Origin of the sequence: Streptomyces sp. NPDC046939 (assembly GCF_040644575.1) — a bacterium.
GTDB lineage: Bacteria > Actinomycetota > Actinomycetes > Streptomycetales > Streptomycetaceae > Streptomyces.
This window is the reverse complement of sequence record NZ_JBEYWV010000046.1, coordinates 58,964-82,064: the sequence shown is the minus strand read 5'-3', so window position 1 is coordinate 82,064 and position 23,101 is coordinate 58,964. Positions and strand designations below refer to the sequence as shown.

Annotated in this window: 18 protein-coding genes and 1 pseudogene; 8 read left to right on the top strand and 11 right to left on the bottom strand. The window is 71.8% G+C overall.

Going from position 1 to position 23,101, the window contains the following annotated elements; translation table 11 throughout:
- Positions 1 to 461: pseudogene (locus ABZ877_RS36290) on the bottom strand (hypothetical protein); the annotation flags it as partial.
- A 286-nt stretch (positions 462 to 747) separates the two neighbouring features.
- On the opposite strand from ABZ877_RS36290, the gene ABZ877_RS36285 reads away from it, so the two are divergent.
- The 5 genes from ABZ877_RS36285 to ABZ877_RS36265 all read left to right on the top strand — a co-directional run bounded on the left by ABZ877_RS36285 (position 748) and on the right by ABZ877_RS36265 (position 6,323).
- Positions 748 to 1,101 carry an ANTAR domain-containing protein gene (locus ABZ877_RS36285; protein WP_361080247.1) on the top strand — a complete coding sequence of 118 codons (354 nt, stop codon included), beginning with the start codon at positions 748 to 750 and terminating at the stop codon, positions 1,099 to 1,101.
- Between the two features lie 570 nt (positions 1,102 to 1,671).
- A complete protein-coding gene (locus ABZ877_RS36280; RefSeq protein WP_361080245.1) occupies positions 1,672 to 2,337 on the top strand; it encodes a universal stress protein in 666 nt (221 codons plus the stop codon).
- 14 nt (positions 2,338 to 2,351) lie between these two features.
- Positions 2,352 to 3,164 carry a universal stress protein gene (locus ABZ877_RS36275; RefSeq protein WP_361080243.1) on the top strand — a complete coding sequence of 271 codons (813 nt, stop codon included), beginning with the start codon at positions 2,352 to 2,354 and terminating at the stop codon, positions 3,162 to 3,164.
- Between the two features lie 22 nt (positions 3,165 to 3,186).
- Positions 3,187 to 3,933 (top strand): HAD-IA family hydrolase, encoded by a 747-nt coding sequence (locus tag ABZ877_RS36270; protein WP_361080241.1) that lies wholly within the window; start codon positions 3,187 to 3,189, stop codon positions 3,931 to 3,933.
- The gene (locus ABZ877_RS36265; RefSeq protein WP_361080239.1) at positions 3,930 to 6,323 is read left to right on the top strand and encodes a glycosyl hydrolase family 65 protein; all 2,394 of its coding nucleotides are present in this window, start codon (positions 3,930 to 3,932) and stop codon (positions 6,321 to 6,323) included. Before ABZ877_RS36270 ends, ABZ877_RS36265 begins: the two co-directional genes overlap by 4 nt.
- 333 nt (positions 6,324 to 6,656) lie before the next feature.
- On the opposite strand, the gene ABZ877_RS36260 is transcribed toward ABZ877_RS36265, so the two are convergent.
- The 10 genes from ABZ877_RS36260 to ABZ877_RS36215 form a co-directional block, all read right to left on the bottom strand.
- Positions 6,657 to 7,097, bottom strand: a complete 441-nt coding sequence (locus ABZ877_RS36260) for a pyridoxamine 5'-phosphate oxidase family protein (RefSeq protein WP_361080236.1) — start codon at positions 7,095 to 7,097, stop codon at positions 6,657 to 6,659.
- Positions 7,098 to 7,535: 438 nt separating this feature from the next.
- On the bottom strand, positions 7,536 to 8,558 hold the full coding sequence (gene adhP, locus ABZ877_RS36255) for an alcohol dehydrogenase AdhP (RefSeq protein WP_361080235.1): 1,023 nt from the start codon (positions 8,556 to 8,558) through the stop codon (positions 7,536 to 7,538).
- Positions 8,559 to 8,586: 28 nt separating this feature from the next.
- The gene (locus tag ABZ877_RS36250; RefSeq protein WP_361080233.1) at positions 8,587 to 9,492 is read right to left on the bottom strand and encodes a universal stress protein; all 906 of its coding nucleotides are present in this window, start codon (positions 9,490 to 9,492) and stop codon (positions 8,587 to 8,589) included.
- A gap of 152 nt (positions 9,493 to 9,644) precedes the next feature.
- On the bottom strand, positions 9,645 to 10,271 hold the full coding sequence (locus ABZ877_RS36245) for a hypothetical protein (RefSeq protein ID WP_361080251.1): 627 nt from the start codon (positions 10,269 to 10,271) through the stop codon (positions 9,645 to 9,647).
- 273 nt (positions 10,272 to 10,544) lie between these two features.
- A complete protein-coding gene (locus tag ABZ877_RS36240) occupies positions 10,545 to 12,302 on the bottom strand; it encodes a GAF domain-containing protein (protein ID WP_361080231.1) in 1,758 nt (585 codons plus the stop codon).
- Positions 12,303 to 12,423: 121 nt separating this feature from the next.
- Complete coding sequence (gene gap / locus ABZ877_RS36235; protein ID WP_361080229.1) at positions 12,424 to 13,449, bottom strand: type I glyceraldehyde-3-phosphate dehydrogenase; 1,026 nt, start codon at positions 13,447 to 13,449, stop codon at positions 12,424 to 12,426.
- A 206-nt stretch (positions 13,450 to 13,655) separates the two neighbouring features.
- Positions 13,656 to 14,354, bottom strand: coding sequence for a response regulator transcription factor (locus ABZ877_RS36230; RefSeq protein WP_361080227.1), 699 nt, complete (start codon positions 14,352 to 14,354; stop codon positions 13,656 to 13,658).
- A gap of 93 nt (positions 14,355 to 14,447) precedes the next feature.
- Positions 14,448 to 15,176, bottom strand: a complete 729-nt coding sequence (gene pflA / locus ABZ877_RS36225; protein ID WP_361080225.1) for a pyruvate formate-lyase-activating protein — start codon at positions 15,174 to 15,176, stop codon at positions 14,448 to 14,450.
- A gap of 32 nt (positions 15,177 to 15,208) precedes the next feature.
- Complete coding sequence (gene pflB / locus ABZ877_RS36220; protein ID WP_361080223.1) at positions 15,209 to 17,467, bottom strand: formate C-acetyltransferase; 2,259 nt, start codon at positions 17,465 to 17,467, stop codon at positions 15,209 to 15,211.
- Between the two features lie 173 nt (positions 17,468 to 17,640).
- On the bottom strand, positions 17,641 to 18,585 hold the full coding sequence (locus ABZ877_RS36215) for a universal stress protein (protein WP_361080221.1): 945 nt from the start codon (positions 18,583 to 18,585) through the stop codon (positions 17,641 to 17,643).
- 244 nt (positions 18,586 to 18,829) lie between these two features.
- Here ABZ877_RS36215 and ABZ877_RS36210 point away from each other — a divergent pair, with 244 nt between their 5' ends.
- The 3 genes from ABZ877_RS36210 to ABZ877_RS36200 all read left to right on the top strand — a co-directional run bounded on the left by ABZ877_RS36210 (position 18,830) and on the right by ABZ877_RS36200 (position 23,007).
- The gene (locus ABZ877_RS36210) at positions 18,830 to 21,718 is read left to right on the top strand and encodes a pyruvate, phosphate dikinase (RefSeq protein ID WP_361080219.1); all 2,889 of its coding nucleotides are present in this window, start codon (positions 18,830 to 18,832) and stop codon (positions 21,716 to 21,718) included.
- Between the two features lie 154 nt (positions 21,719 to 21,872).
- Positions 21,873 to 22,256 (top strand): hypothetical protein, encoded by a 384-nt coding sequence (locus ABZ877_RS36205; RefSeq protein WP_361080217.1) that lies wholly within the window; start codon positions 21,873 to 21,875, stop codon positions 22,254 to 22,256.
- A gap of 103 nt (positions 22,257 to 22,359) precedes the next feature.
- On the top strand, positions 22,360 to 23,007 hold the full coding sequence (locus ABZ877_RS36200; RefSeq protein ID WP_361080215.1) for a CBS domain-containing protein: 648 nt from the start codon (positions 22,360 to 22,362) through the stop codon (positions 23,005 to 23,007).
- Positions 23,008 to 23,101: the final 94 nt, after the last annotated feature.

Here is a 23,101-nt window from a genome sequence, read left to right as displayed (position 1 = left end):
GAGCGCTTGTTGTCGGCCGCGACCAGCATGCCGAACACCGGCTTGCCCTCGACCTGGCCGAAGGTGCGCCGCAGATCCGTCGACCAGACACTGGGTGCGGGCGAGCCGTGTCCGTCGGACATCGCGGGCCACTCCTGGGCCCTGACGGCGCGGGCGTAACAGACGGCGTCGGCCTGCACCTTCGCCCGCTCCTTCGCGGGCGCGTACTCCGCGCTCTCCACGAGCTGGTCCAGGGCACGGGCCTCACCGCGCGAGGCGACCTCGGCCTTCCCGTACGAGCCCGAGGCCGTGACCAGGACGAACGCGAGCAGCAACACGGTCAGGGTGAGCATCGGCCCGACCAGGTCCTTCACCGCCATGCCCTCGTCGTCGCCGGTGGTGATCAGCCTAGGGCGCAGCCAACGGTTGGCCGCCAGACCCGCCAGCAACGCAACCACGGCGACAACGATCACGAGGACCACGGGGCAACTCCTCCGGTAGGGGTCAGTCCCCGTGCTCCGGGGATGTGAAGATGCCCCTGGCACTTGTACCCATCACGGCGGGCACGTGCAGTGCCTTCGAACGGGGTACGTCGTCTGCAGCGGAGATGTACAGGTCGGACTCGGAATATGCCTTTTGCTGCGGACCGCCTTGCATATGCGACAAGCTAGTTGCGTTCTACAGGGGCGATCAGGGGGCACCGGCGTGAAAGGTCCAGGGGCGGCGCCGGACGAGTCCGTGTGGTGGGACCAGCACACTCAGCAACGTATGGAGCAGTACGCCAGGGCCGCTGCCTTGCAAGCGTGGGCTGCCAGGAAGCAGCGGGCGGCCGTCGAAATGCGGCTGCGGGCCATCTCCATGCGGGTGTCCGCCCAAGCCGCACGCACGGCCCCGCCCCTCCGCTGCAGCCCCCGGCCCTCCCCCAACGGCGCGGACACGCCGGACAGCGCTCTGGCGCACGCCGCCGTGGTGACCGAACAGGCCAAAGGCATCCTCGCCGCCCGCTTCGGCTGCACCCCGGAACAGGCTCTGTTTCTCCTGCGCGAACACAGTCACAGAACCAACCAGTCCTGCGCCGACCTCGCCCGTCAGGTCGTACAGCACCGGGGCCTGGTCCCCTAGCCCAGCCGGTACGCACACCCGCGCCTGCCTGTGGCGGCGCCGGTGGCGGTCCGAGGCCGGTCGCGGGTCCACCGCTTGGGGTCGCCGACGCGGAGAGGGAGAGCGGCGCCGCGCTCGTCGACTGGGAGGGTTCGGCCCGTAGAAGGCACAGGCCGTCGGGCGGCGGCGTCGGTGCGTTGTCAGGGGCGGCGGGCGAGCCAGGTGATGCCGGTGGTGACCACGCTCGGATCATTCCAATGCGCGATGCTCTGCGGCTGCGTCTCATCCAGCAGCGCGTCCGGCGCGCACGGCAGGGTGGCGATACTTCCGCGTCCACCTCCTGGTGGGTGCACTTTCGCACTCGGGGCGGTGCCGGCCGAGGTGGTTCCCACTCGGTCCAGTCCCTGGGTGCGGTGCGGCGGCGGCCAGGCGTAGTCGGTGCCGGTCGACCGCGTGGAGCTCCCGGGCGCTGAGCGCCTTGGGTCTTTCGGGCCTCGGGCGGGCCTACCGGGCCCTCCTGTGTCCGTTTGGAACACGCCACGATGAGAGAGTGCTGCGGAGCGCCCGAGGGTCGGAAAAGCCAGAGGTCGCATGGGGGCAGCACCCTTCGAAGGGAGTCGCCGGACCATGACTCACGCAACCGGACCTCTCGTCGTGGGCGTCGACGGTTCACCGGCCGCCCTCGCGGCTCTGCACTGGTCGGTTCGTCAGGCGAGGATGCTGAGGGCCGACATCCTGGCGGTACACGCCTGGGAGCCGGGCGCGCCTCTGCGCGCGCCCTACGCTCCGGTCCTGGCCCGCCCGGCCGCCTCCGATGAGCGAGTGCGGGCCCGTCGGCTCCTAGACGACACCGTTCGCCGCGTCGTCGCCGCCGAACCCGGGGCACGGCTGAGGGCCCTCCTCATCGAGGGACCTCCCGTGCGCGTCCTCATCGACCACACCGAAGAAGCCCTGCTGTTGGTGCTGGGCCGCCACAGGCGCGACGATCCGGCGCTTCCGGCCCTCGGTGCGGTGGCGCGCGCGTGCATGCGCCGAGCATCCTGTCCGGTGGTCGCTGTGCCCGCGGCAGCACGGCCTGCTGCGGCAACAACGCCTGAACTCACGACAAGCACCGACGGGGCTGCGGCCCTGGACCTTTCACAGGCGGCAGGTCCGGGGGCCGTACCGGCCCTCCGGGCGCCTCGCACACCGCGTATGGCGTTGCTGCACGACTCAGACAGCATGTTCCAGCACGTCTTGCTCAGGGACCCCGGGTGAGAGACGGTGGACGTATGGCGCTTGCCCTACACGGTGTCGAGCTGCGGTCGGTGCACGCCTCGCTCCTGGAGAAGTTCGCGCACGAGCCGCTCCCGGTGCCCGGCGGTTCCCGGCCCGGGCCCGCGGACCTCACCGAGCGAATTCTGCGGTCCGCTGACGCGCGAGCAGCCGCTCACCACCCGCGAACGCGCGTCTTCGCCGACGCGGAGGCCGACGACCCCGAAGCGGTGCTGCTGCGCGCCGCACGCAACGCCCTCGCCGTGGTCGTCGGCCGACGCGGACGTGGTCCGGTGCGGGAGCTGCTCCTCGGATCGGTCAGCCTGGCCGTCGCCGCGCAGGCGCAGTGCCCGGTGATCGTGGTACGCGGCAGCGAGGCGGGCTTCGCCGGCACGCATGAGCGCGTCCTGCTCGGTGTGGGATCCCCGGACTCGACGGGCTCGGCTGTCCGCTTCGCTTTCGCCGAGGCGGCGGCCCGGCATTGCGTACTGGACGCGATGCACGCCTGGCGTGCGCCGGTCCAGGAGACGGCCGACCCGCCGCTTCTGGCCGACGGGCCCTTGCGACGACCGCCGTCGAGTGCCCGGGCATTGCTCGACGAGGCGCTGCGCGAACCCGGCCGGGCGCATCCGGACGTCTTCGTGCGCCCGGCCTGTGTGCCGGGCCCGGCCCGCCGCATCCTGATCGACCGCTCGGCCGCCGCGGACCTGCTGATCATCGGTGCCCGCAGGCGCCACGGCCACATCGGGCTGCAACTCGGCCCTGTCGGCCACGCCGTACTGCACCATGCGGACTGCCCCGTCGCGGTGGTGCCGCAGCACGGATCCTGAACCGGCATGAGGAGGCGTCGTCGTGCGTGAGACAGCATCGCCCTTGCGGACCGTCGACGCCGTGGTTCTGGACACCGACGGAGTCATCACCGACTCGGCCCGGCTGCACGCGCAGGCGTGGAAGGCCGTCTTCGACGCCTTCCTGCGCGAGCAGCCACCCGACTCGGCCGCGGACCTCCGACCGTTCGCCATCGACGTGGACTATCCGTTGTACGTCGACGGCAAGTCGCGGCGGGACGGTGCCGCAGCCTTCCTCGCCGCACGCGGTATGAGGGCGGCCCCGGAGACAGTGGAGGCCGTCGCCCGCGACAAGGACCGCCACTTCACGGAACGGCTGCGCCAGGGCGCACCCGTGCCGGCCTATCCCGGCACCGTCGATCTCCTGCGTGCCCTGCGGGCGGCCGGAAGGCCCGCCGCCGCTGTCTCCGCGTCCCTGCACGCCCGCGAACTCCTCACTCGCGCGAGGGTGATCGGTTTTTTCGACGCCGTGGTGGACGGCAAGGAGGCAGCGGATCTCGGTCTGCGGGGCAAACCCGCTCCTGACCTGTTCCTGGAGGCCGCCCGGCGCCTGGGCGTCGCCCCCGCGCGGGCAGCGGTCGTCGAGGACGCCCTGGCCGGCGTCGAGGCGGGCCATAACGGCCGGTTCGGCCTGGTCATCGGTGTCGACCGGACGGCCGGCCGGGAGCGCGCCGGTGACCTCCTGCGGCACGGCGCCGATCTCGTGGTGCCCGACCTGAGTGAACTGCTCGTGAAGGGGGCCGTCACGTGACGGACTGGACGTGGTCCTACGAGGGGTACGCACCCGACGACGAGCGGTTGCGGGAGTCCCTCTGCACCCTGGGCAACGGCTACTTCGCGACCCGCGGCGCCCTGCCGGAGTGCGCGGCGGACGACGTCCACTATCCGGGGACCTATGTCGCCGGGTGCTACGACCGTCTCACCTCCACGGTCGCGCAGCGCCGCGTCGTCAACGAGGACATGGTCAACTTTCCGAACTGGCTGCCGCTGCGCTTCCGGTTCTGCGACGCGTCCGGCGCCGGCCCCTGGCTGCACCCGGACTCCGCTCGGGTTCTCGACCACCGCCAGACCCTCCGCCTGGACAGCGGTCTGCTGGAGCGTCGCACGACGTACGAGGACGGCCAGGGGCGCCGGCTGACCCTGCGGCAACTGCGCCTCGTGCACATGGCGGACTCCCACGTCGCCGCGTTGCGAACGGAGTTCAGCTCGGACGACTGGACCGGCGACCTCGAGGTGGAGTCCGCGCTGGACGGGTCGGTACGCAACGCGGGCGTACCCCGCTACCGTGACCTGGCCGGCGACCACCTCGTGCACGGCCACAGCGGTACGGCCGCGCCCGGCCTCTCCTGGCTGCGCTGCCGTACCCGCGCCTCCGACGTCCGTATCGCCCTCGCGGCCCGCACCACCTGCTCCGGCGCCACACAGACCGACAGTCACCACACCGACGTCCGCGCAGTCCAGCTTCTGCGCCTTCCCTTGCGTCCCGGACACACCCTGGCGGTGGACAAGATCATCGCCCTGCACACCTCCCGGGATCCCGCCATCAGTGACCCGCTGCAGGCCGCCGTCGACCGGGCCCGCGCAGCGGGATCCTTCGAGGACCTGCTCGAAACCCACCTCACCGCGTGGGACCAGCTCTGGCGCCGGGCCGAACTGGACGTGCCCGGCGAGGCGGGCCGCATCCTGCGCCTGCACCTCTTCCACGTCCTGCAGACCCTCTCCCCGCACACCGCCGACCTCGACGTGGGCGTACCCGCACGGGGCCTGCACGGCGAGGCGTACCGCGGCCACGTGTTCTGGGACGAGCTGTTCGTCCTGCCGTACCTGAACCTGCACTTCCCCGAGGTCTCCCGCGCCCTGCTCACCTACCGGCACCGACGCCTGGAGCGCGCCTGCCGCTCCGCCCAGGAAGCCGGGCACACCGGCGCCATGTACCCCTGGCAGAGCGGCAGCGACGGCCGGGAGGAAACCCAGCGTCTGCACCTCAACCCCAACTCCGGGCGGTGGCTGCCGGACAACACCCATCTGCAGCACCATGTCGACTCGGCGGTCGCATACAACATCTGGCGCTACTGGGAGGCCACCGGCGACGCCGAGTTCCTGCACACCAAGGGTGCCGAGATGCTGCTCCAGATCGCCAGGTTCTGGGCGGGCAGGTCCGTGTACGACGAGGAGCTCCGCCGCTACCGGATCCGCGGCGTCGTCGGCCCGGACGAGTACCACGACGCCTACCCGGACTCCGACCGGCCAGGGGTCGACGACAACGCCTACACCAACGTGACGGCCGCCTGGGTGCTTGCCCGCGCGCTCGACCTGCTCGACCTGCTGCCCGCACCACGCCGGCAGGAACTCGCGGAGCGGATTGGCTTCGACGGCGGCGAGGCCGAACTGTGGCGTGACGTCTCCCACGCGCTGCACGTCCCCTTTCACTCCGGGGTGATCAGTCAGTTCGCGGGCTACGAGCGCCTCGCCGAGCTGGACTGGGAGGCGTACACGCGCAAGTACGACGACATCCGCCGCCTGGACCGGATCCTGGAGGCCGAGGGCGACAGCGTCAACCGCTACCGCGCCTCCAAGCAGGCCGACGTCCTGATGCTCGGCTACCTGTTCCCCCCGGCCGAACTAGCGGCTCTGTTCGGCCAGTTGGGTTACCGCCTGGACGACACCGCGTGGCAGCGCACCGTCGACCACTACCTGCGCCGCACCAGTCACGGTTCCACCCTCAGCGGGCTCGTGCACGGCTGGGTCCTGGCGCGGGACCGGCGCACCGATGCCTGGGGATACGCCCGCGAAGCCCTGATCGGGGACATCGCGGACGTCCAGGGCGGCACCACCGGCGAGGGCATCCACCTCGGCGCCATGGCCGGCACCGTGGACCTGGTCCAGCGGGGCCTCACCGGACTCCAGACACGGGGCGACGCCCTCTGGCTGGACCCGGCCCCTCTACCGGAGCTGACCGGCTCCTCCTACGGATTCGCACTCCGCTACCACGGCCACTGGGGCGTACGGCTACGGATGCTGGCGGACCGCCTGCACATCACCGTCCCCGCCTCCGACCGCTCCCCCATCACTGTCGAACTGCCGGACCGCGCGGTCACCGTCCGGCCCGGCGAGACCTGCGAGCTGTTCCTCCCTGGGTGAGTGCCCGGGGTGCACGCACGCCACACCGCGTACGGATACTGGGGCCGTGCGGTCCTCGCGGCGCGATGTCGACAGCTTTCGCACCTCTCAGCTCTCCTGCGCGCGTTCGGCCCTTCGAGCGGTATCGCTCTGGTCCGAGCCACGAGAGAAGAGGCACGAGAGCTGGGTCGCGCGGACACCCGGTCAAGGTGGTGATGTCGCCGTGCACCGATACGCACACGGTGTCGGTCGGGGCCGGAAAGCAGATGTCGTTCACGGCCGTCCGCTCCGGTGGGGCATGGGCCGTACGGTTCGTCGCGGCCGGCCGAGCGGGCAGTCGCGGACGGCATCGGTTCAGGCCGGCAGGTCCAGCCCGTACAAGGTGCGTCCGCCGACCAGCTCCCGGCCGGTGACCAGTTCCGGTTCTATGCGTACGAATACCTGCGCGGGCCAGGGAACCCAGGAGCGGGGACCGGTGCGGACCAGGCGTTCGTGCTCCTCGGGGTCGGTGATGACCGCGGCGGGGCCGGTGACGACGACGCTCCACCCCGCGTGCGCCGCGGCGTCGACCTCGTCGGCTTCGAAGGCCACCACGGCGCCGTCGATGGCACGGACCAGTTCCGAAGAGGCCGAGGTGCAGAGCAGCACGGCGCCGCTCTCCTCCAGGGCGAAGTTGACCGGCAGGACGGCGGGGAGGGCATCGCGGGTGTGCACGATGCGGCCCACGGGCGCCTGGGCCAGCCGCCGCAGGCTTTCCTGCCGGTTCAGTTCGCGGAATCCGTCGTTGCGGTACATCAGTCGGCCGTCTTCCCCTGTCTCGTGCGGAACGCGGACTGCCATACTGCGAAGAGGAGACAGCCGGTGGCGAGGGCCGACAGGCCCTGGCCTGACGCGGAACGTCCCCCGCTCCGGCGGGCCCCGCCCCCCTCCCCCGCCCGGTGCCACGTTCAGACTGCGCCGGTCGCGACGACCTCGCGCCTTGGTCCGTAGCAGGTGGGCGTGGAGTCGGTATCGATCAGGCCCGAAGGTCTCCGGTACTCCCACGGCCTCGATGACGACAGCGGCGCCGGGCCCGCCGGTCGGATCGGCGGCCAGTTGCCGGGGGTTCTCCTGGGCAGCGGCCACCGCGTGCACCCCGGCCTGCCGGGCCGGCGCCGACCGCCCGGGTGACGGCCCTGAGGCTCGACTCGGAGCCGTCGGCTTCGACCACCGCCACGGGCGGATACATCCCTCTCAGCCGCCCGCGCCGAGGTCGAACACGATCCGGGCCTTGATCTGGCCGCCGAGGACCTCGTCGATGCACTCGTTGACCGCCGTGAGCGGGCGGGTCTCCCGGATGACCTTCGTGCGGCCCTCGGCGTGGAGTTGGAAGACCTCGGCGAGGTCCTGGCGGGTGCCGACGATGGAGCCGATGATCGAGGTGCCGTTGAGGACGGTGTCGAAGATCGGGACTTGGAGTGTGCCGTGGGCGGGCAGGGCCACCATGACGAGCTTTCCGCCGCGCCGCAGACCGGAGTTGACGGCGGCGAAGGCGGCCGGGCTGACCGCGAGGGCGAGGGCGGCGTGTGCGCCGCCGTGTCGTTTCAGCTCGGCGCCGACGTCCTGGGTGCGGGCGTCGATGACGAGGTCGGCCCCGAGCTCCCGGGCCAGTCGCAGCTTGTCGTCGGTGACGTCGATCGCGGCGACCCGCGCCCCGAAGATCTTGGCGTACTGCACCGCGAGATGGCCGAGGCCGCCCACGCCGGAGACGGCGACGAGCTGGGCGGGCCTGACGTTCGCGACCTTCAGCGCCTTGTAGGTGGTGACGCCCGCGCAGGTCAACGGGGCGGCGTCGAGGGCGCTGACGCCCTCGGGCACCGGCTGGGCGAAGTCGGCCCAGGCCAGCATCTTCTCGGCGTATCCGCCGTCGCAGCCGTAGCCGGTGTTGACCTGGGCTTCGCACAGGGTCTCCCAGCCGGAGCGGCAATGCTCGCACCGCCCGCACGCCTTGCCGAGCCACGGGACGGCTACGCGGTCCCCGACGGCGAGGTGGGTCACGTCGGCGCCGAGCTTCTCGACGAGACCGACGCCCTCGTGACCGGGGACGAACGGCGGGGTGGGCTTGACCGGCCAGTCGCCGTGCGCGGCGTGGATGTCGGTGTGGCACAGGCCCGATGCCTCGACACGGATCCGTACCTGTCCCGGGCCGGGTTCGGGGTCGGGACGGTCCTCGATGACCAGGGGTGCCCCGAACTCCTTGACGACCGCTGCTCGCATGATGCTTTCTCCTTAGGTGTGGGCCGGGTCAGTCGTGCGCGACGACGGCGACGGGGGCGGTGGCGTGGTGCATGACCGCGTGGGCGACGGATCCGATGTGCGCGCCGAACGGGTTGCGGCGCATCCGGCGTCCGACGACGACGAGGGAGGCGTCGCGGGCCGCGTCCACGAGGTGGCTGGCGGGGCTGCCGAGCCGGGAGTCCTCGCTCACCTCCACGTCCGGGTACTTCTCCCGCCAGGGCTGAAGTGCTTCGGTGAGCGCTTCAGCCTGGGCGCGGGCCAGGTCCTCGCGCGGGTCGTAGCCGGCGGCGAGGGCGTAGGTGTAGGAGGACGGCAGGTTCCAGGCCCGGAGGACCGTCAGGGATGCTTTGCGGCGGCTCGCCTCCTCGAAGGCGAAGGTGAGGACGGTCTCGTCGGGGCTGCCGGCGTCCACCCCCACGACCACGGGCCGGAAGCCGGTGGTGGCGGACGGGATGCCCGCGGGGTCCTTGAGGTGTTCGTCGGCGGCCTGCTCGCCGGCCCGGACGAGCACGACGGGTGTCTCGGCGCGGGCGATGACCGACTGGCCGACGGACCCGATCAGGAAGCCCGTGAGGCCGCTCAGGGCGCGCGAGCCGAGCACGAGCAGGTCCGCGTCGCGTGCGGCGTCGAGCAGGACCTCCGACGGGGTTCCGGTCCGCTGCTCGGTGGTGATCTCGACCCCGGGGTGCCGCAGCCGCAGGTCCTCGGCGGTCTCCCGGGGGATGCGCTCGGCCCAGTGCTGGTGCGTCTCGGCGCCGAGGTGCGGGGCCTGGGCGATCGGCTCCGGCACCGGTTGCCACACGTGGAGCAGATGTACGGGCATCCGGCGCAGTGCGGCTTCACGGGCCGCCCACTCCGCGGCTGTCCGGCTCTCGGGTGAACCGTCGAGTCCTACCGTGATCGTGCGGGCCATTCCGGCCACCTCCATTGTCATGCGGTGCGTTCTGGGTATGGGCGCGGGCGTACGCAGGGGACCGGGGCGTGCGGCCTCGGAATGGTGGCCACGGTTGCTGTCGGCAGGCCGGTGGGGCGGGTCGTCGGCAGGGCCCGCCCCGCCAGCCGCTCTCAGCGCAGCCACGCGTGGCCGCGGACGACGGGGAGCCGCGCCCACAGCCGGCCGAGGCCCAGCACGTCACCGGCCGACACCGTGGCCAGCGCGATCAGCACCACCGCGTAGATCAGGTGGTAGTCGGCGAACGGGTTGGTCGACATGCTGGCTGAGCCGTCCGAGAGGTGCCGCGCCGGCGGCCACTCCGCGACCCACATCAGCGCCATCATCACCGTCCCGGCCAGCGCTGCCGGACGCAGTGCCACTCCGGCGACCAGCGCCGCCCCGATGCCGAGCAGGCCCAGCATGAACAGCCCGTCCGCCCATGCCGCCCCGGCCCACGCGTGGAACGTGGACTGCATCGGGCCGACGGCGACATGCCCGAGGAAACCTTCGGTGGGCGAGCCACCGTCGATCCAACCCTTGCCGGACGCGGTCGCGTATCCGAGGCCGAAGGTCTTGTCCAGGAACGCCCACAGGAAGACGAACCCCATCAGCACGCGCGCCGAGGCGAGCACGCAGGCCCGTGCGGTGAGCGTGCCGGCCCGCGCCGACCCGGCCGCCTTCGCCTCGGGAACGGCACGGTCCCGGCGGAGTGACGGCAGGTGGTGGGAACTGCGGTGCGTGGGCTGGTGCACGGCCATGACGGTGACCCCTTCGGGGAGGATCCGGCTGGTTCCTGACACCCCTCACTCTCCCGTCTCGCACCACCTCGCACCCGACGCGAAAGGTCCACACCTCAGGACCCAACAGCCCCATCCCGATAGGGACCTTCGGGCCACCACCGCTCTTGTGGGCGGCGCTGAACAGTTTCACGGGTGTGGATGCCGTGTCCCTGCCGGGTGTCTCGCCCGCACAGCCATGAGCGGGTGCTCTCGCGGCCCGAGCCGGGCCGCTCCCCCCGTCGACGCCGGGCGTCAGCGGGTGGAGTGGCCGGGGTCCGCCGTGTCCGGCGACTCGTCCAGCGGGGCGTGCCACACCAGCCGTGTCCCCTTGCCGCCGGGGCTTTCCAGGTCCATGCCGCCGCCGAGCTTCCGCGCCCGCTCGGCCATGTTGGCCAGACCGCTGCGGCGGCCCTCTTCGGGGATGCCGACGCCGTCGTCCGTGACCGTCAGGCGGACCTGCTTGCCGTCCGTCTCAAGGACGATGTCGGCGCGGTGTGCGGCGGCGTGCCGGGCGACATTGCTGAGCGCTTCGGTGAGGACGGCCATGACGTGGTCGGCGACGGGGCCGGGCACGTGCGTGTCGAGCAGGCCCTCCATGCGGACACCGGGGGCGAAGCCGAGCAGCGGGGCGGCCTCGCCGATCGCGCGGATCGCGCGCGAACGCAGGCCGGGCGCCGGGTCGTTGTCGCGGGCCCGCAGGCCGAAGATCGTAGACCTGATGATCTTGATGGTCTCGTCGAGGTCGTCCACCGCCCGCAGGATTCGCTCGGAGGCCACGGCGTCCTGCACGCGGCGACCGGCGCTCTGCAAGGTCATGCCGGTGGCGAAGAGCCGCTGGATGGCCAGGTCGTGCAGGTCACGGGCGATGCGGTCGCGGTCCTCGAGGAGGGCGATCTGTTCGGCGTCCTCGCGTCGTTCCGCCAGCTCCATCGCGACGGCGGCCTGGGCTGCGAAGACCTGAAGCGGCTCGGTCTCCTTCTCGGAGAACTCCCGGCTGCCCGACTGCCGGACCAGCAGCACCACGCCGTGGGCCTCTTCGCCCGAGCCGATCGGCACGGCGACGGCCGGTCCGAGCCCCTCGAAGCGGGGCGGACCGGCCGAGACCCGGGGGTCGTTCGCGACGTCCGGGCTGCTGACCGGCGCCCGCTGGGCGAACGCCTGTCCGATGAGCGTGCCCTCGACGGGCAGTACGATCCCGCGCCAGGCGTCGGCCTCGTGACCGGTGGCGAGTTCCACCGCGAGCGTGCCGGTTCCGTTCACCGGCAGGGCCACCACGCTCAGGGCGGACGCGGTGATCTCCCTGGCCCGTTCGGCGATCAGCGGCAGCACCTTGTACTGATCCGCCCCGGACATCAGCGCGTGCGTGATCTCGGCGTTCACCTGGAGCCAGCGCTCGCGCAGCCGGGACTCCTCGTACAGACGGGCGTTGTCGATCGCGACGCCGGCCGCCACGGCCAGCGTCGCGAGGACCGACTCGTCCTCCTCGTCGAACTGCTGCCCGCCGCGCTTCTCCGTCAGGTACAGGTTGCCGAAGACGTGATCGCGCACCCGGATGGGAACGCCGAGAAAGGTGTGCATCGGCGGGTGGTGGGCCGGGAAGCCGTAGGAGGCCGGGTGATCGGCGAGCTTGGCCAGGCGCAGCGGTTCGGGGTGGCGGATCAGCTCGCCCAGGATGCCGTGGCCTTCCGGGTAGGGGCCGATGCGCGCGATCTGCTCCGCGTCGACGCCCACGGTGTGGAAGGCGGACAGCCGCTTGCCGTCCGGGCCGATCACCCCGAGCGCCGCGTACTCCGCGTCGACCAGGGCCGCCGCGGCCTCGACGATGGAGCGCAGCGCCTGCTCCAGGTCCAGCTCGCGGCCGACCGAAAGGACGGCCTCCAGGAGGCTGTGGATACGGTCCCGGGTGCCGCGGGCCGCGTCCAGCCGGGCCTGCAACTCCTCCAGCAGCTCGTCCAGTCGCAGCTGCGGCAGCCGCACCTGTGCCTCGCGCGCCTGTTCGGCGTTTCCCACCGCTGCTCCTCCAACGCCCCACCGCCTGTCGGCGGCCACACCGTGTACGTGCCACGGTAGCGGTTCGAACAGGAAGGCGATGAAAGGTCCGGGAGCGGCGGGAGGAGAGTGGCCGGAACTGTCAGTTCTGGGGCAGCCGGGCCGCGACGTAGGACGTGAGGTCGAGCAGACGGTTGGTGTAGCCCCACTCGTTGTCGTACCAGCCGAAGACCTTGACCAGGTCGCCGTGGGTCTGCGTGAGGGGGGCGTCCAGGACGCAGGAGGCCGGGTCGCCGACCACGTCACGGGAGACGATCGGGGCGTCGCTCACCCGCAGGACGTCCTTCAACGGCCCCTCGGCCGCCTCGCGATAGGCGGCGTTGACCTCCTCCGCGCTCACGGCCCGGTCCAGGACCACGGTCAGGTCGGTCAGCGAACCGTCCTCGACCGGGACCCGCACGGCGCTGCCGTCCAGCGTGCCCGCGAGCTCCGGCAGCACCAGGCCGACGGCCCGGGCGGCGCCGGTCGTGGTGGGGATGATGTTGACCGCCGCCGAGCGGCCCCGCCGCAGATCCTTGTGGGGGCCGTCCAGGACGACCTGGTCGTTGGTGTAGCCGTGGATCGTGGTCATCAGCCCCTTGACGACGCCGAAGTGCTCGTGGAGAACCTTGACCATGGGGGCCACGCAGTTGGTGGTGCACGAGGCGTTGGAGATCACGTGGTGGTGGTCCGGGTCGTACGTGCCTTCGTTGACGCCCATGACGATCGTGGCGTCGACGTCCTTGCCGGGCACCGACAGGAGCACCTTGCGCGCGCCTGCCGCCAGGTGCTGGCCGGCCTGCTCTCGGGTGCGGAAGCGGCCCGTGGACTCGATCACCACGTCCACACCGAGGTCGCCCCAGGCCAGCGCGGCCGGGTCGCGCTCGGCGGTCACCGCGATGCGGTGGCCGTCCACGGTCAGCGAGGTCTCGTCGTGCTCGACGGGGAGGTGCAGCCGCCCGTACGTCGAGTCGTACGTCAGCAGGTGTGCCAGCGCCGCCGGGGAGGTCACGTCGTTGACCGCCACCACCTCCAGCGGCGCCGCCGCGGCCCCGGCCCGCTCCAGGACGCAGCGCAGGTAGTTCCGGCCGATGCGGCCGAAGCCGTTGATGCCCACTCGCACGGTCATGTCTTCCGTCCTCCGATGCGGCGACGATGCCCGGCGGTGTCCCGGGATCGCTGCCAGCCTGCCGTGCGGGTGCCTGTGTGGGGATGGGCCGGGTGGGTGTGGGCGGTGGGGACCTTTGGTCCCCCGGGGAGCGGGCACCCGGCCCCGGCCGGCCGGCGGGCCGCATCCGCTGCTGCCCCGGCCAGCAGGCAGGAAGGCCATCTGCGCTACTGCGCTTCGGACCGCATCCGGTCGCGCGCCTGGGTGGCGATGACGGCGGCCTGGACCCGTCGTTCCACACCGAGCTTGGAGAGCAGCCGGGAGATGTGATTCTTTACCGTCTTCTCGGCCAGGTAGAGCCGCTGGCCGATCTGCCGGTTGGTGAGCCCCTCCCCGATCAGTTCCAGGATCTCGCGTTCCCGGTCGGTGAGGCCCGGCAGCATCTCCGGCTCCTCGGCCGGCTGCTCCGCGCCGCTGCGCAGCCGTGCCATCAGCTTGGCCGTCGCGCTGGCGTCCAGCAGGGACTGGCCGCGGGCCACCGTCCGTACGGCCGAGACCAGGTCCGAGCCCTGTATCTGCTTGAGGACGTATCCGGCCGCGCCCGCCATGATCGAGTCGAGGAGGGCCTCCTCGTCGTCGAAGGAGGTCAGCATCAGACAGGCCAGGTCCGGCAGTTGTGAGCGCAGCTCGCGGCAGACGGTCACGCCGTCCCCGTCGGGCAGGCGGACATCGAGGACGGCCACGTCGGGGCGGAGTGCGGGGACCCGCACCAGTGCCTGTTCCACCGTCGACGCCTCACCGACCACGGTGATGTCCGCCTCGTCGGTCAGCAGGTCGTGCACCCCGCGTCGTACCACTTCGTGGTCGTCCAGGAGGAAGACCCTGATCGGGCTGCTCGTGCTGTCGCCCTGCTCACTGTGCGCCATCGAATGCTCCTCGCAATGCCTCGGCCGGTTCCAGAATCCTTTCTATCTACACTCGCCGAGGTCCAGGGCCGGTCGGCCCTGTTTTCGCACATGTCAGTGGGCCGTGACGCCCTGCTCGCGGAACTGGCCCCGTACCCGGTCCAGCAACTCCGGGCCGGGGGCCGGCGTGTCACGCAGGGGGAAAGGGATGCCCAGGGCGTCGTACTTGGCGGCGCCGAGCTTGTGGAACGGCAGGATGTCGACCCGCTCCACGCAGGCGAGACCGGAGAGGAACCGCGCCAGTGCGCCGACGGCGTCCTTGTCATCGGTCCAGCCGGGCACCAGGACATACCTGATCCACACGCGCTTGCCCAGCCGGTCGAGACGGGTGGCGAAGTTCAGAGTGGGGGCGAGGGCGCCGCCGGTCAGCTTCCGGTAGGTCGGGACGTCGAAGGACTTGATGTCGAGGAGCACCAGGTCGGTGTCGGCAAGGAGTTCGTCCGACGCGCGAGCGCCGAGGAAGCCCGAGGTGTCCAGGGCGGTGTGCAGGCCGGCCTCCTTGCAGCGGCGCAGGATGGCCGTGGTGAAGGCCGGCTGGAGCAGGGGTTCGCCGCCGGTGACGGTCACTCCCCCGCCGGCGGTGACGAGGAAGTCCCGGTACTTGTCGATCTCCGCCATCACCTGGTCAACGGTGGTCTCGTGGCCGTCGCGCATGTGCCAGGTGTCGGGGTTGGCGCAGTACAGACAGCGCAGGGGGCAGCCGCTGAGGAACAGGGTGAAGCGGGTCCCGGGACCGTCCACGCCGGTGGACAGGTCCCAGGAGTGGATTCGGCCGGTGACCATCGGTCCCGCTGCCGTGGTCCGCGGCACGGCGCTCACAGCGATCCGTGGAAGGTGCGGCTGACCACGTCGAGCTGCTGCTCACGAGTCAGGCGGACGAAGTTGACGGCGTAGCCGGAGACCCGGATGGTCAGCTCCGGGTACTTCTCCGGGTGCTCCATGGCGTCCTCCAGGGTGGCCCGGTCCAGCACGTTGACGTTCATGTGGAAGCCGCCCGCGGACATATAGGCGTCGAGGATGCCGACCAGGTGACCGGCCCGCTCCTCGGGGACGTGGCCGAGCCCTTCCGGGGTGATGGTGGTGGTCAGGGAGATGCCGTCGCGTGCCACCTCGTAGGGCAGCTTGGCCACCGACAGGGCGGAGGCGGCGACGCCGTGCTTGTCGCGGCCGTTCATCGGGTTGGCGCCGGGCGCGAAGGGCTGTCCGGCGCGGCGGCCGTCGGGGGTGTTGCCGGTGTGCTTGCCGTACACGACGTTGGAGGTGATGGTCAGCACGGACTGGGTGTGCTCGGCGTCGCGGTAGGTGGGGTGCCTACGTACCTTCGCCATGAACGACTCCACCAGATCGACGGCGAGGGCGTCGGCCCGGTCGTCGTTGTTGCCGTAGGCCGGGAAGTCGCCCTCGGTGTGGAAGTCCACGGCGAGCCCGGTCGCGTCGCGGATGACCTGCACGCGGGCGTGCTTGACGGCGGAGAGACTGTCCACGGCGACCGAGAGCCCGGCGATGCCGCAGGCCATGAAGCGGTGGACCGGGTGGTCGTGCAACGCCATCTCGATGCGCTCGTAGGCGTATTTGTCGTGCATGTAGTGGATGACGTTGAGCGCGTCGACATACGTCTCCGCCAGCCAGTCGAGGACCCGGTCGTACGCGGCCGACAGCGCGTCGTACTCCAGGTACTCGCCGGTCAGCGGCGGCATCGGAGGGGTGATCTGGTCGCCGGTCATCTCGTCCCGGCCGCCGTTGATGGCGTAGAGCAGGGCCTTGGCGACATTGACGCGCGCGCCGAAGAACTGCATCTGACGGCCCACGGCCATGGCGGAGACGCAGCAGGCGATGGCCGTGTCGTCGCCCGTGCACGGGCGCATCAGGTCGTCGGACTCGTACTGGACGGCGCTGGTGTCTATGGACACCTGGGCGCAGAACTCCTTGAAGGCGGCCGGCAGTCGCGGCGACCACAGGACGGTCAGGTTGGGCTCCGGGGCGGGGCCGAGGTTGTAGAGGGTGTTGAGGAAGCGGAAGGAGGTGCGGGTGACCAGCGGGCGGCCGTCGGCACCGACGCCGCCGATGGACTCCGTCACCCACGTCGGGTCGCCGGAGAACAGCGCGTCGTACTCGGGCGTGCGCAGGAACCGCACGATCCGCAGCTTGATGACGAAGTCGTCGATCAGCTCCTGGCAGCGCCGCTCGTCGAGCAGGCCCTCGTCCAGGTCGCGCTGGAGGTAGACGTCGAGGAAGGTACTGGTGCGGCCCAGGGACATGGCCGCGCCGTTCTGCTCCTTCACGGCGGCGAGGAAGCCGAGGTAGAGCCATTGGACGGCCTCGTGTGCGGTGACCGCCGGCCGGGTGACGTCGCAGCCGTAGGAGGCGGCCATCTTGGCCAGTTCGCCCAGCGCCCGGATCTGTTCGGCGAGTTCCTCGCGGTCGCGGACGACGTCGGCGGTGGAAGGCTGGTCGTCCAGCGCCGCGCGTTCGGCGCGCTTGGCCGCGATGAGCCGGTCGGTGCCGTAGAGGGCGACGCGCCGGTAGTCGCCGATGATCCGGCCGCGGCCGTAGGCGTCGGGCAGGCCCGTGATGATGCCGACCCTGCGGGCGGCCCGCATGGCGGGCGTGTAGGCGTCGAAGACACCCGAGTTGTGGGTCTTGCGGTAGGTGCCGAAGACCTTTGTCACGAACGGGTCGGGTTCGTAGCCGTACGCCTTCAGGCCGTTCTCCACCATGCGCAGGCCGCCGTTGGGCATGATCGCCCGCCTGAGCGGGGCGTCGGTCTGGAGGCCGACGATCAGCTCGCGGTCGCGGTCGATGTAACCGGGGGCGTGTGAGGTGATGGTGGAGGGAGTGGCGGCGTCGATGTCGAGGACGCCCTTGCGGCGCTCCTCGGGGAAGAGCGCGCTGACCTTCTCCCACACCGCCCGGGTGCGGTCCGTCGGGCCGGCCAGGAAGGATGCGTCGCCTTCGTAGGGGGTGTAGTTGGCCTGGATGAAGTCGCGCACGTCGATGCGCTCACGCCACTCGCTTCCGGCGAACTGCCGCCAGGCGTCGGTGGTGTGCGGGGCGACTGTCGCCGTCGTGGTCATCACAGGTCCTCTCGTCGTGCGGTCTCGTCACTGCTGATACTCGTCGTGCGGCTGTCGTGGCGAGGAGTGCCGGACAGGGCACCGGGTGGCCCGTGCGACCTTGGCGGGCCAGGACCTTCGGCCCCGGCCCCCCGGCCCGTACGTATCAGCCGTCACGTGTCGGTCGTTACGTGTCAGTCGTGCGGCACGACGGCGACGGGACATGCGGCGTGGTGCAGGACCGCGTGCGCCACCGGCCCCGTGTGCGCGCCCAGTTGATGGTCGGCGCCGCGGCGGCCCACGACCAGGAGGGCCGCGTCGTGGGCGGCCCGCACCAGGACGGCCGCGGGGCGCCCCTCGGTGACCGTCTTCGTCACGGGAACGGTCGGATACTTGTCCCGCCAGGGACGCAGCACCGCCGCCACGGTGCCCTCCACGTCCACCGGTGCCTGCACCTGCGGACGCGGGACGGGCGGCGGGCCCTCCCCTGCCACGGACATCAGGGGCACGGACGGATCCGGAACAGGCCGGTCGGCGGGCCGGAAGGCGTGGACCACGCGCAGGCCGGTGCCACGCCGACGAGCGGCGTCGAAGGCGAACTCGATCAGGGCGTCACAGGGATGGTCCATCTGCAGCCCGAGGACCACCTGGCGGTAGGGCGTCTTCGGTATCTCCTCGGGGGCGACACCGTCCGTGGCCGGCAGATGCTCGTCGGCGGCGGACCGTCCCGCACGGACCAGGACGACCGGGCGGGCGGACCGGCCGACGACGCGCTGGGACACCGAGCCCAGGAGAAAGCCGCCCGCGGCGGTGAGGCCACGGGAGCCGAGGACCAGCAGATCGGCGTCGGCCGCGGCGTCGAGCAGACCGGCCACCGTCGCCTCGCACACGAGCCGGCCAGTGATCCGCAGTCCCGGGTGGGCGGCACGGACGCTGTCCATGGCCTCGCGCAAGAGCTGCTCGGCCCACTCGTGCTCGCTGCTGTCCATGGGAACGTACGGCGCGGGGCGGGCATGGTGGCGCCAGACGTGGACCACGCTGAGCCCCGTTCCTCGCCGCCGCGCCTCCTGGGCCGCCCAGTGCGCGGCGGAGAGTCCTTCGGCCGATCCGTCGATCCCCACCACGATGTCGTGCGGCATGACGTGTCCCTTCACCGGTTCGTCTTCCCTGGGCGTCGCGATGGCCCCGAGCCTCCTGCGCCACCAGGCCGGTGGTCCACGGGCCGGACGGCCCCGGCCGCGCCGATGGTCCCTGCGCACACGAGCGTCCGGTGCGGACCCGGGCCGGACGGTCCCCGCGTGGGGACGGCCGGCACCTCCTGCGAGGCACGCGTTCGTCCGACGCTGGCACCGCCACGCCCCGACGCATGAGGAGTGCAGCCTGATGGTCCGTTATGTGTACGACTTCACCGAGGGCGGCCGTGACATGGCCGATCTCCTCGGCGGCAAGGGTTCCAACCTGGCGGAGATGGTCCGGCTGGGGCTTCCCGTTCCCCCGGGCTTCACGCTCACCACCGAGGCGTGCCGCGCCTTTCTCGAGACGGGCAGCGCGCCCGCGGGCCTGTGGGAGGAGGCCCGCGCGCACCTGACGGATCTGGAGGCGTCCGCCGGCCGGGTGCTGGGACAGCCGGACGACCCGCTGCTGCTCTCCGTCCGCTCCGGCGCGAAGTTCTCCATGCCCGGCATGATGGAGACGATCCTCGACATCGGGCTCAACGACGACTCCGTCCTCGGCCTTGCGAAGGTCTCCGGCAGCGAACGCTTCGCCTGGGACTCCTACCGGCGTCTCGTCCAGATGTTCGGCAGTACGGTCATGGGCGTCGACTCCTCCCGTTTCGAGCGGTCCCTCACCCTGCTCAAAGAATTGCGCGGCGTCCAGGACGACGTGCATCTGGCGGCGTCCGACCTGGCGGAACTGGTCGACACGTACAAGAACTTGATCCACCTGGAGACGGGTGACCAGTTCCCCCAGTCCCCCGCCGAACAGTTGCGCCGGGCGGTCCTGGCCGTCTTCACCTCCTGGAACGGTGAACGCGCGCGCCTGTACCGGCGGCGCGAGCACATCGCCGACGACCTGGGCACTGCTGTCAATGTGCAGCGGATGGTCTTCGGCAATCTCGGGGCCGACTCCGGCAGTGGTGTCGCCTTCACCCGCGACCCGGCCACCGGCAAGCCCGGGCTCTACGGCGACTACCTGCCCGACGCGCAGGGCGAGGACGTCGTCGCCGGCATCCGCAACACCGTGCCGCTGGCTGACCTCGAGCGCCTGGACGCCGCGTCGTACGACGGGCTGCGCAGGCACATGCGAACCCTGGAACGCCACTACCGCGACCTGTGCGACATCGAGTTCACCATCGAACGCGGCACCCTGTGGATGCTCCAGACCCGCGTCGGCAAGCGCACGGCCGAGGCCGCCTTCGTCCTCGCCGCCGAGCTGGCCGACGAGGGGCTCATCACCGAGGACGAGGCGCTGGCCCGGGTGAGCGGTGCGGGCTTGGCCCGGCTGATGTTCCCGCGCTTCGACACCTCCGCGACCGGCAGCGTCCTCGCCCGCGGTGTGCCGGCCTCTCCCGGCGCGGCGGTCGGCGCCGTGGTCTTCGACTCCGCCGCGGCCGTTCGCCGCGCCGCCGCCGGTGAGCAGGTCGTCCTCGTCCGCCAGGAGACCACTCCCGACGACCTGCCCGGCATGATCGCCGCCCGAGCGGTCCTCACCAGTCGGGGCGGCAAGACCAGCCATGCCGCCGTCGTCGCGCGCGGCATGGGCAAGGTCTGTGTCTGCGGCGCCGAGGAACTCACCGTGGACAGCGAGGCCCCGCGCTGCACCGCCGCGGACGGCACGGTGCTGGAGGAAGGCACCGTGGTCTCGGTGGACGGCTCCGCCGGAGCGGTCTACGCGGGCGCTGTGCCGCTGGTGGACTCGGCGGTCATCCGGTATCTGGAGGGGGAGGACGGCCGGGGAGGGGACGGTACGCGCGGTGTGGTCGACGCGGCGGCGCGGGCGGACCGGGGCGAGGACGGCGGGCACGGAGAAGCCGACCTAGTCGCCCAGGCGGACCAGAGCGAAGACGGCGGGCACGGAGAAGTCGACTCGGTCGCCCGGGCGGACCATAGCGACGACGGCGGGCACGGTGTGGTCGATGCAGTGGGCCGAGGCGAGGACGGGGTGGTCGACGCCGTGGCGCGGGCGCTGGTCCGCGCCGACACCGTGCGGCGCCTGGAGGTGCGGGCCAACGCCGACACTCCGCAGGACGCCGAACGCGCACGCCGGTTCGGGGCGCAGGGCGTCGGGCTGTGCCGCACCGAGCACATGTTCCTCGGCGAGCGGCGCAAGCTGGTGGAGCGGATGATCCTGGCCGGTACGGACGCCGAGCGCGGCCGGGCGCTGGCGGAGCTCCTGCCCCTTCAGCGGCGGGACTTCGCCGGCATCCTGCGGGCCATGGACGGCCTGCCGGTGACCATCCGGCTCCTCGACCCGCCGCTGCACGAGTTCCTGCCCGACCACACCGACCTCGCGGTACGGATCGCCACCGCGCAGGCCCGCGGCGAGGAGCCCGACCCGCACGCCGTCGCGCTGCTCTCCGCCGTGAACCGCATGCACGAGGAGAACCCGATGCTCGGGCTGCGCGGCGTGCGCCTGGGACTGGTCGTGCCCGGTCTGGTCGCCATGCAGGTACGGGCGATCGGCGAGGCCGTCGCCGAACGCCTCCTGGCCGGGGGAACGCCCAAGGCGGAGATCATGGTCCCGCTCGTCGGTGACGTCCGTGAGCTGCGCCTGGTGCGCGAGGAGGTCCGGCACGTACTGGCCGAGGTCTCCCGGGCGTCCGGGGTCGCCGTCGACTGCCCGGTCGGCACCATGATCGAACTGCCCAGGGCCGCCCTGACGGCCGGCCTGATCGCCGAGGAGGCCGAGTTCTTCTCCTTCGGCACCAATGACCTGACCCAGACGACCTGGGGCTTCTCCCGCGACGATGTCGAGGCCGAGTTCTTCTCCGCCTACCTCGACAAGGGGGTCTTCTCCACCTCCCCCTTCGAGACGCTCGACCGCGAGGGGGTCGGCCGGCTGGTGGGCATCGCCGTCGCCGAGGGCCGCGCCACCCGACCGGACCTGAAGATCGGGGTCTGCGGCGAGCACGGTGGCGATCCCGACTCGGTGCACTTCTTCCACGCCGCCGGACTGGACTACGTCTCCTGCTCGCCGTTCCGGGTGCCGGTGGCGCGGCTGGAGGCGGGCCGGGCGGCCCTGGGGGAAACCGGGGGAAGCGACAGCAGGTGAGGCGCGCGGCAGCCAGGGCGAGTTGGGGCGGGGGCCGCTCGGCCCACCGACCAGGGACCGGCCGCCGCGCGCACCGGAGCCGGTCGCCCCTGGGAGGAGGGCGACGACCGCAGCAGTCTTGAGGCGTCGCCAAACGATCAAAGGGAGCGGAGACATGACTGCCAAGGACATCGGCGCCCCTGCAACCGGCGCCGCCGTACGGGTGCGCGCCGACAGCGAATGGGACGAGGAGTCGCTCGCCTACCTCCGTGAGAAGGTCGCCGCCGCACTGGACCGGCCCGGCCTGCCGCCCGTGAGCGGGGAGGTGCGTGTTCGGCGGGCATCGGCCCACCATGTCGAACTGCCCTGGTCCGGCCGGAGCGATATCCGGGTCGGCGGCGACCTCGTCGTCGTCCACGCCCGGGAGGCGAGCGCCGGCCAACTCGCCGACCGGCTGCACGACCGGTTGCGTGCCGCCGTCGAACGCGTCGCCCACCGGGGCAATGCCGCTCGCCGGACGGCCGCGCCGCCGCCGTGGCGCGGCGGCCCGCAGAAGTAGGCGCCGACAGGCGCCTGCCCGAACCGGAAAGCCGGGACCGTCTCCAGCATCGGGGCCGGTCCCGGCTCCGGCTCCCCGCACGAGTTCGTGAAGGAGATCCGCCGTGACCGCGCAGATTGTCGGCGAGGTAATGACCCGGGACGTCGTGCTGGCCCGCCGGACGACGCCGTTCAAGGAGGTCGTGCGGTTGCTCGACCACCACGGGATCAACGGGCTGCCGGTGGTCGACGCCGACGACAAGGTCCTCGGCGTCCTGTCCAGCAGCGACCTGGTGCGCTGCCAGGCGCGCCGGGACGACCCCGCCGTACCGTCCGCGGTGACGGCGGGCGACGTGATGTCGAGCCCGGCCATCACCGTGCACCCGGAGCAGAGCGTGCCGGACGCCGCCCGGCTCATGGAGCGCCGCGGCGTCGAGCGGCTGCCCGTGGTCGACGAGGCCGACCGCCTCATCGGCATCGCCACCCGCCGCGACCTGCTCCGGGTCTTCCTGCGCGCGGACGACGACATCCACCGCCAGGTCACCGACGAGGTCGTCGTCGCCGCACTGGACCTGCCGTCCGACGCGGTCCGTGTCCGTGTCCGCGACGGCGTCGTCACCCTCGACGGCCGGGTCGAGACGCGCAGCCAGGTCCCCGAGCTCGTGCACGCCGTCTGGCGCGTCGACGGCGTGGTCGGCGTGGTGAACGACGTGGCCTTCCGCGTCGACGACTGCGCGGCACGCGCCCCTGCGGACCGACGCGGGCGTGCATGAGCGCGAGGGCGGGAGCGGGCGTGCGTGAGCCCGAGAGCAGAAGCAGGCGTGCATGAGCCCGAGAGCAGAAGCAGGCATACATGAGCGCGAGAGC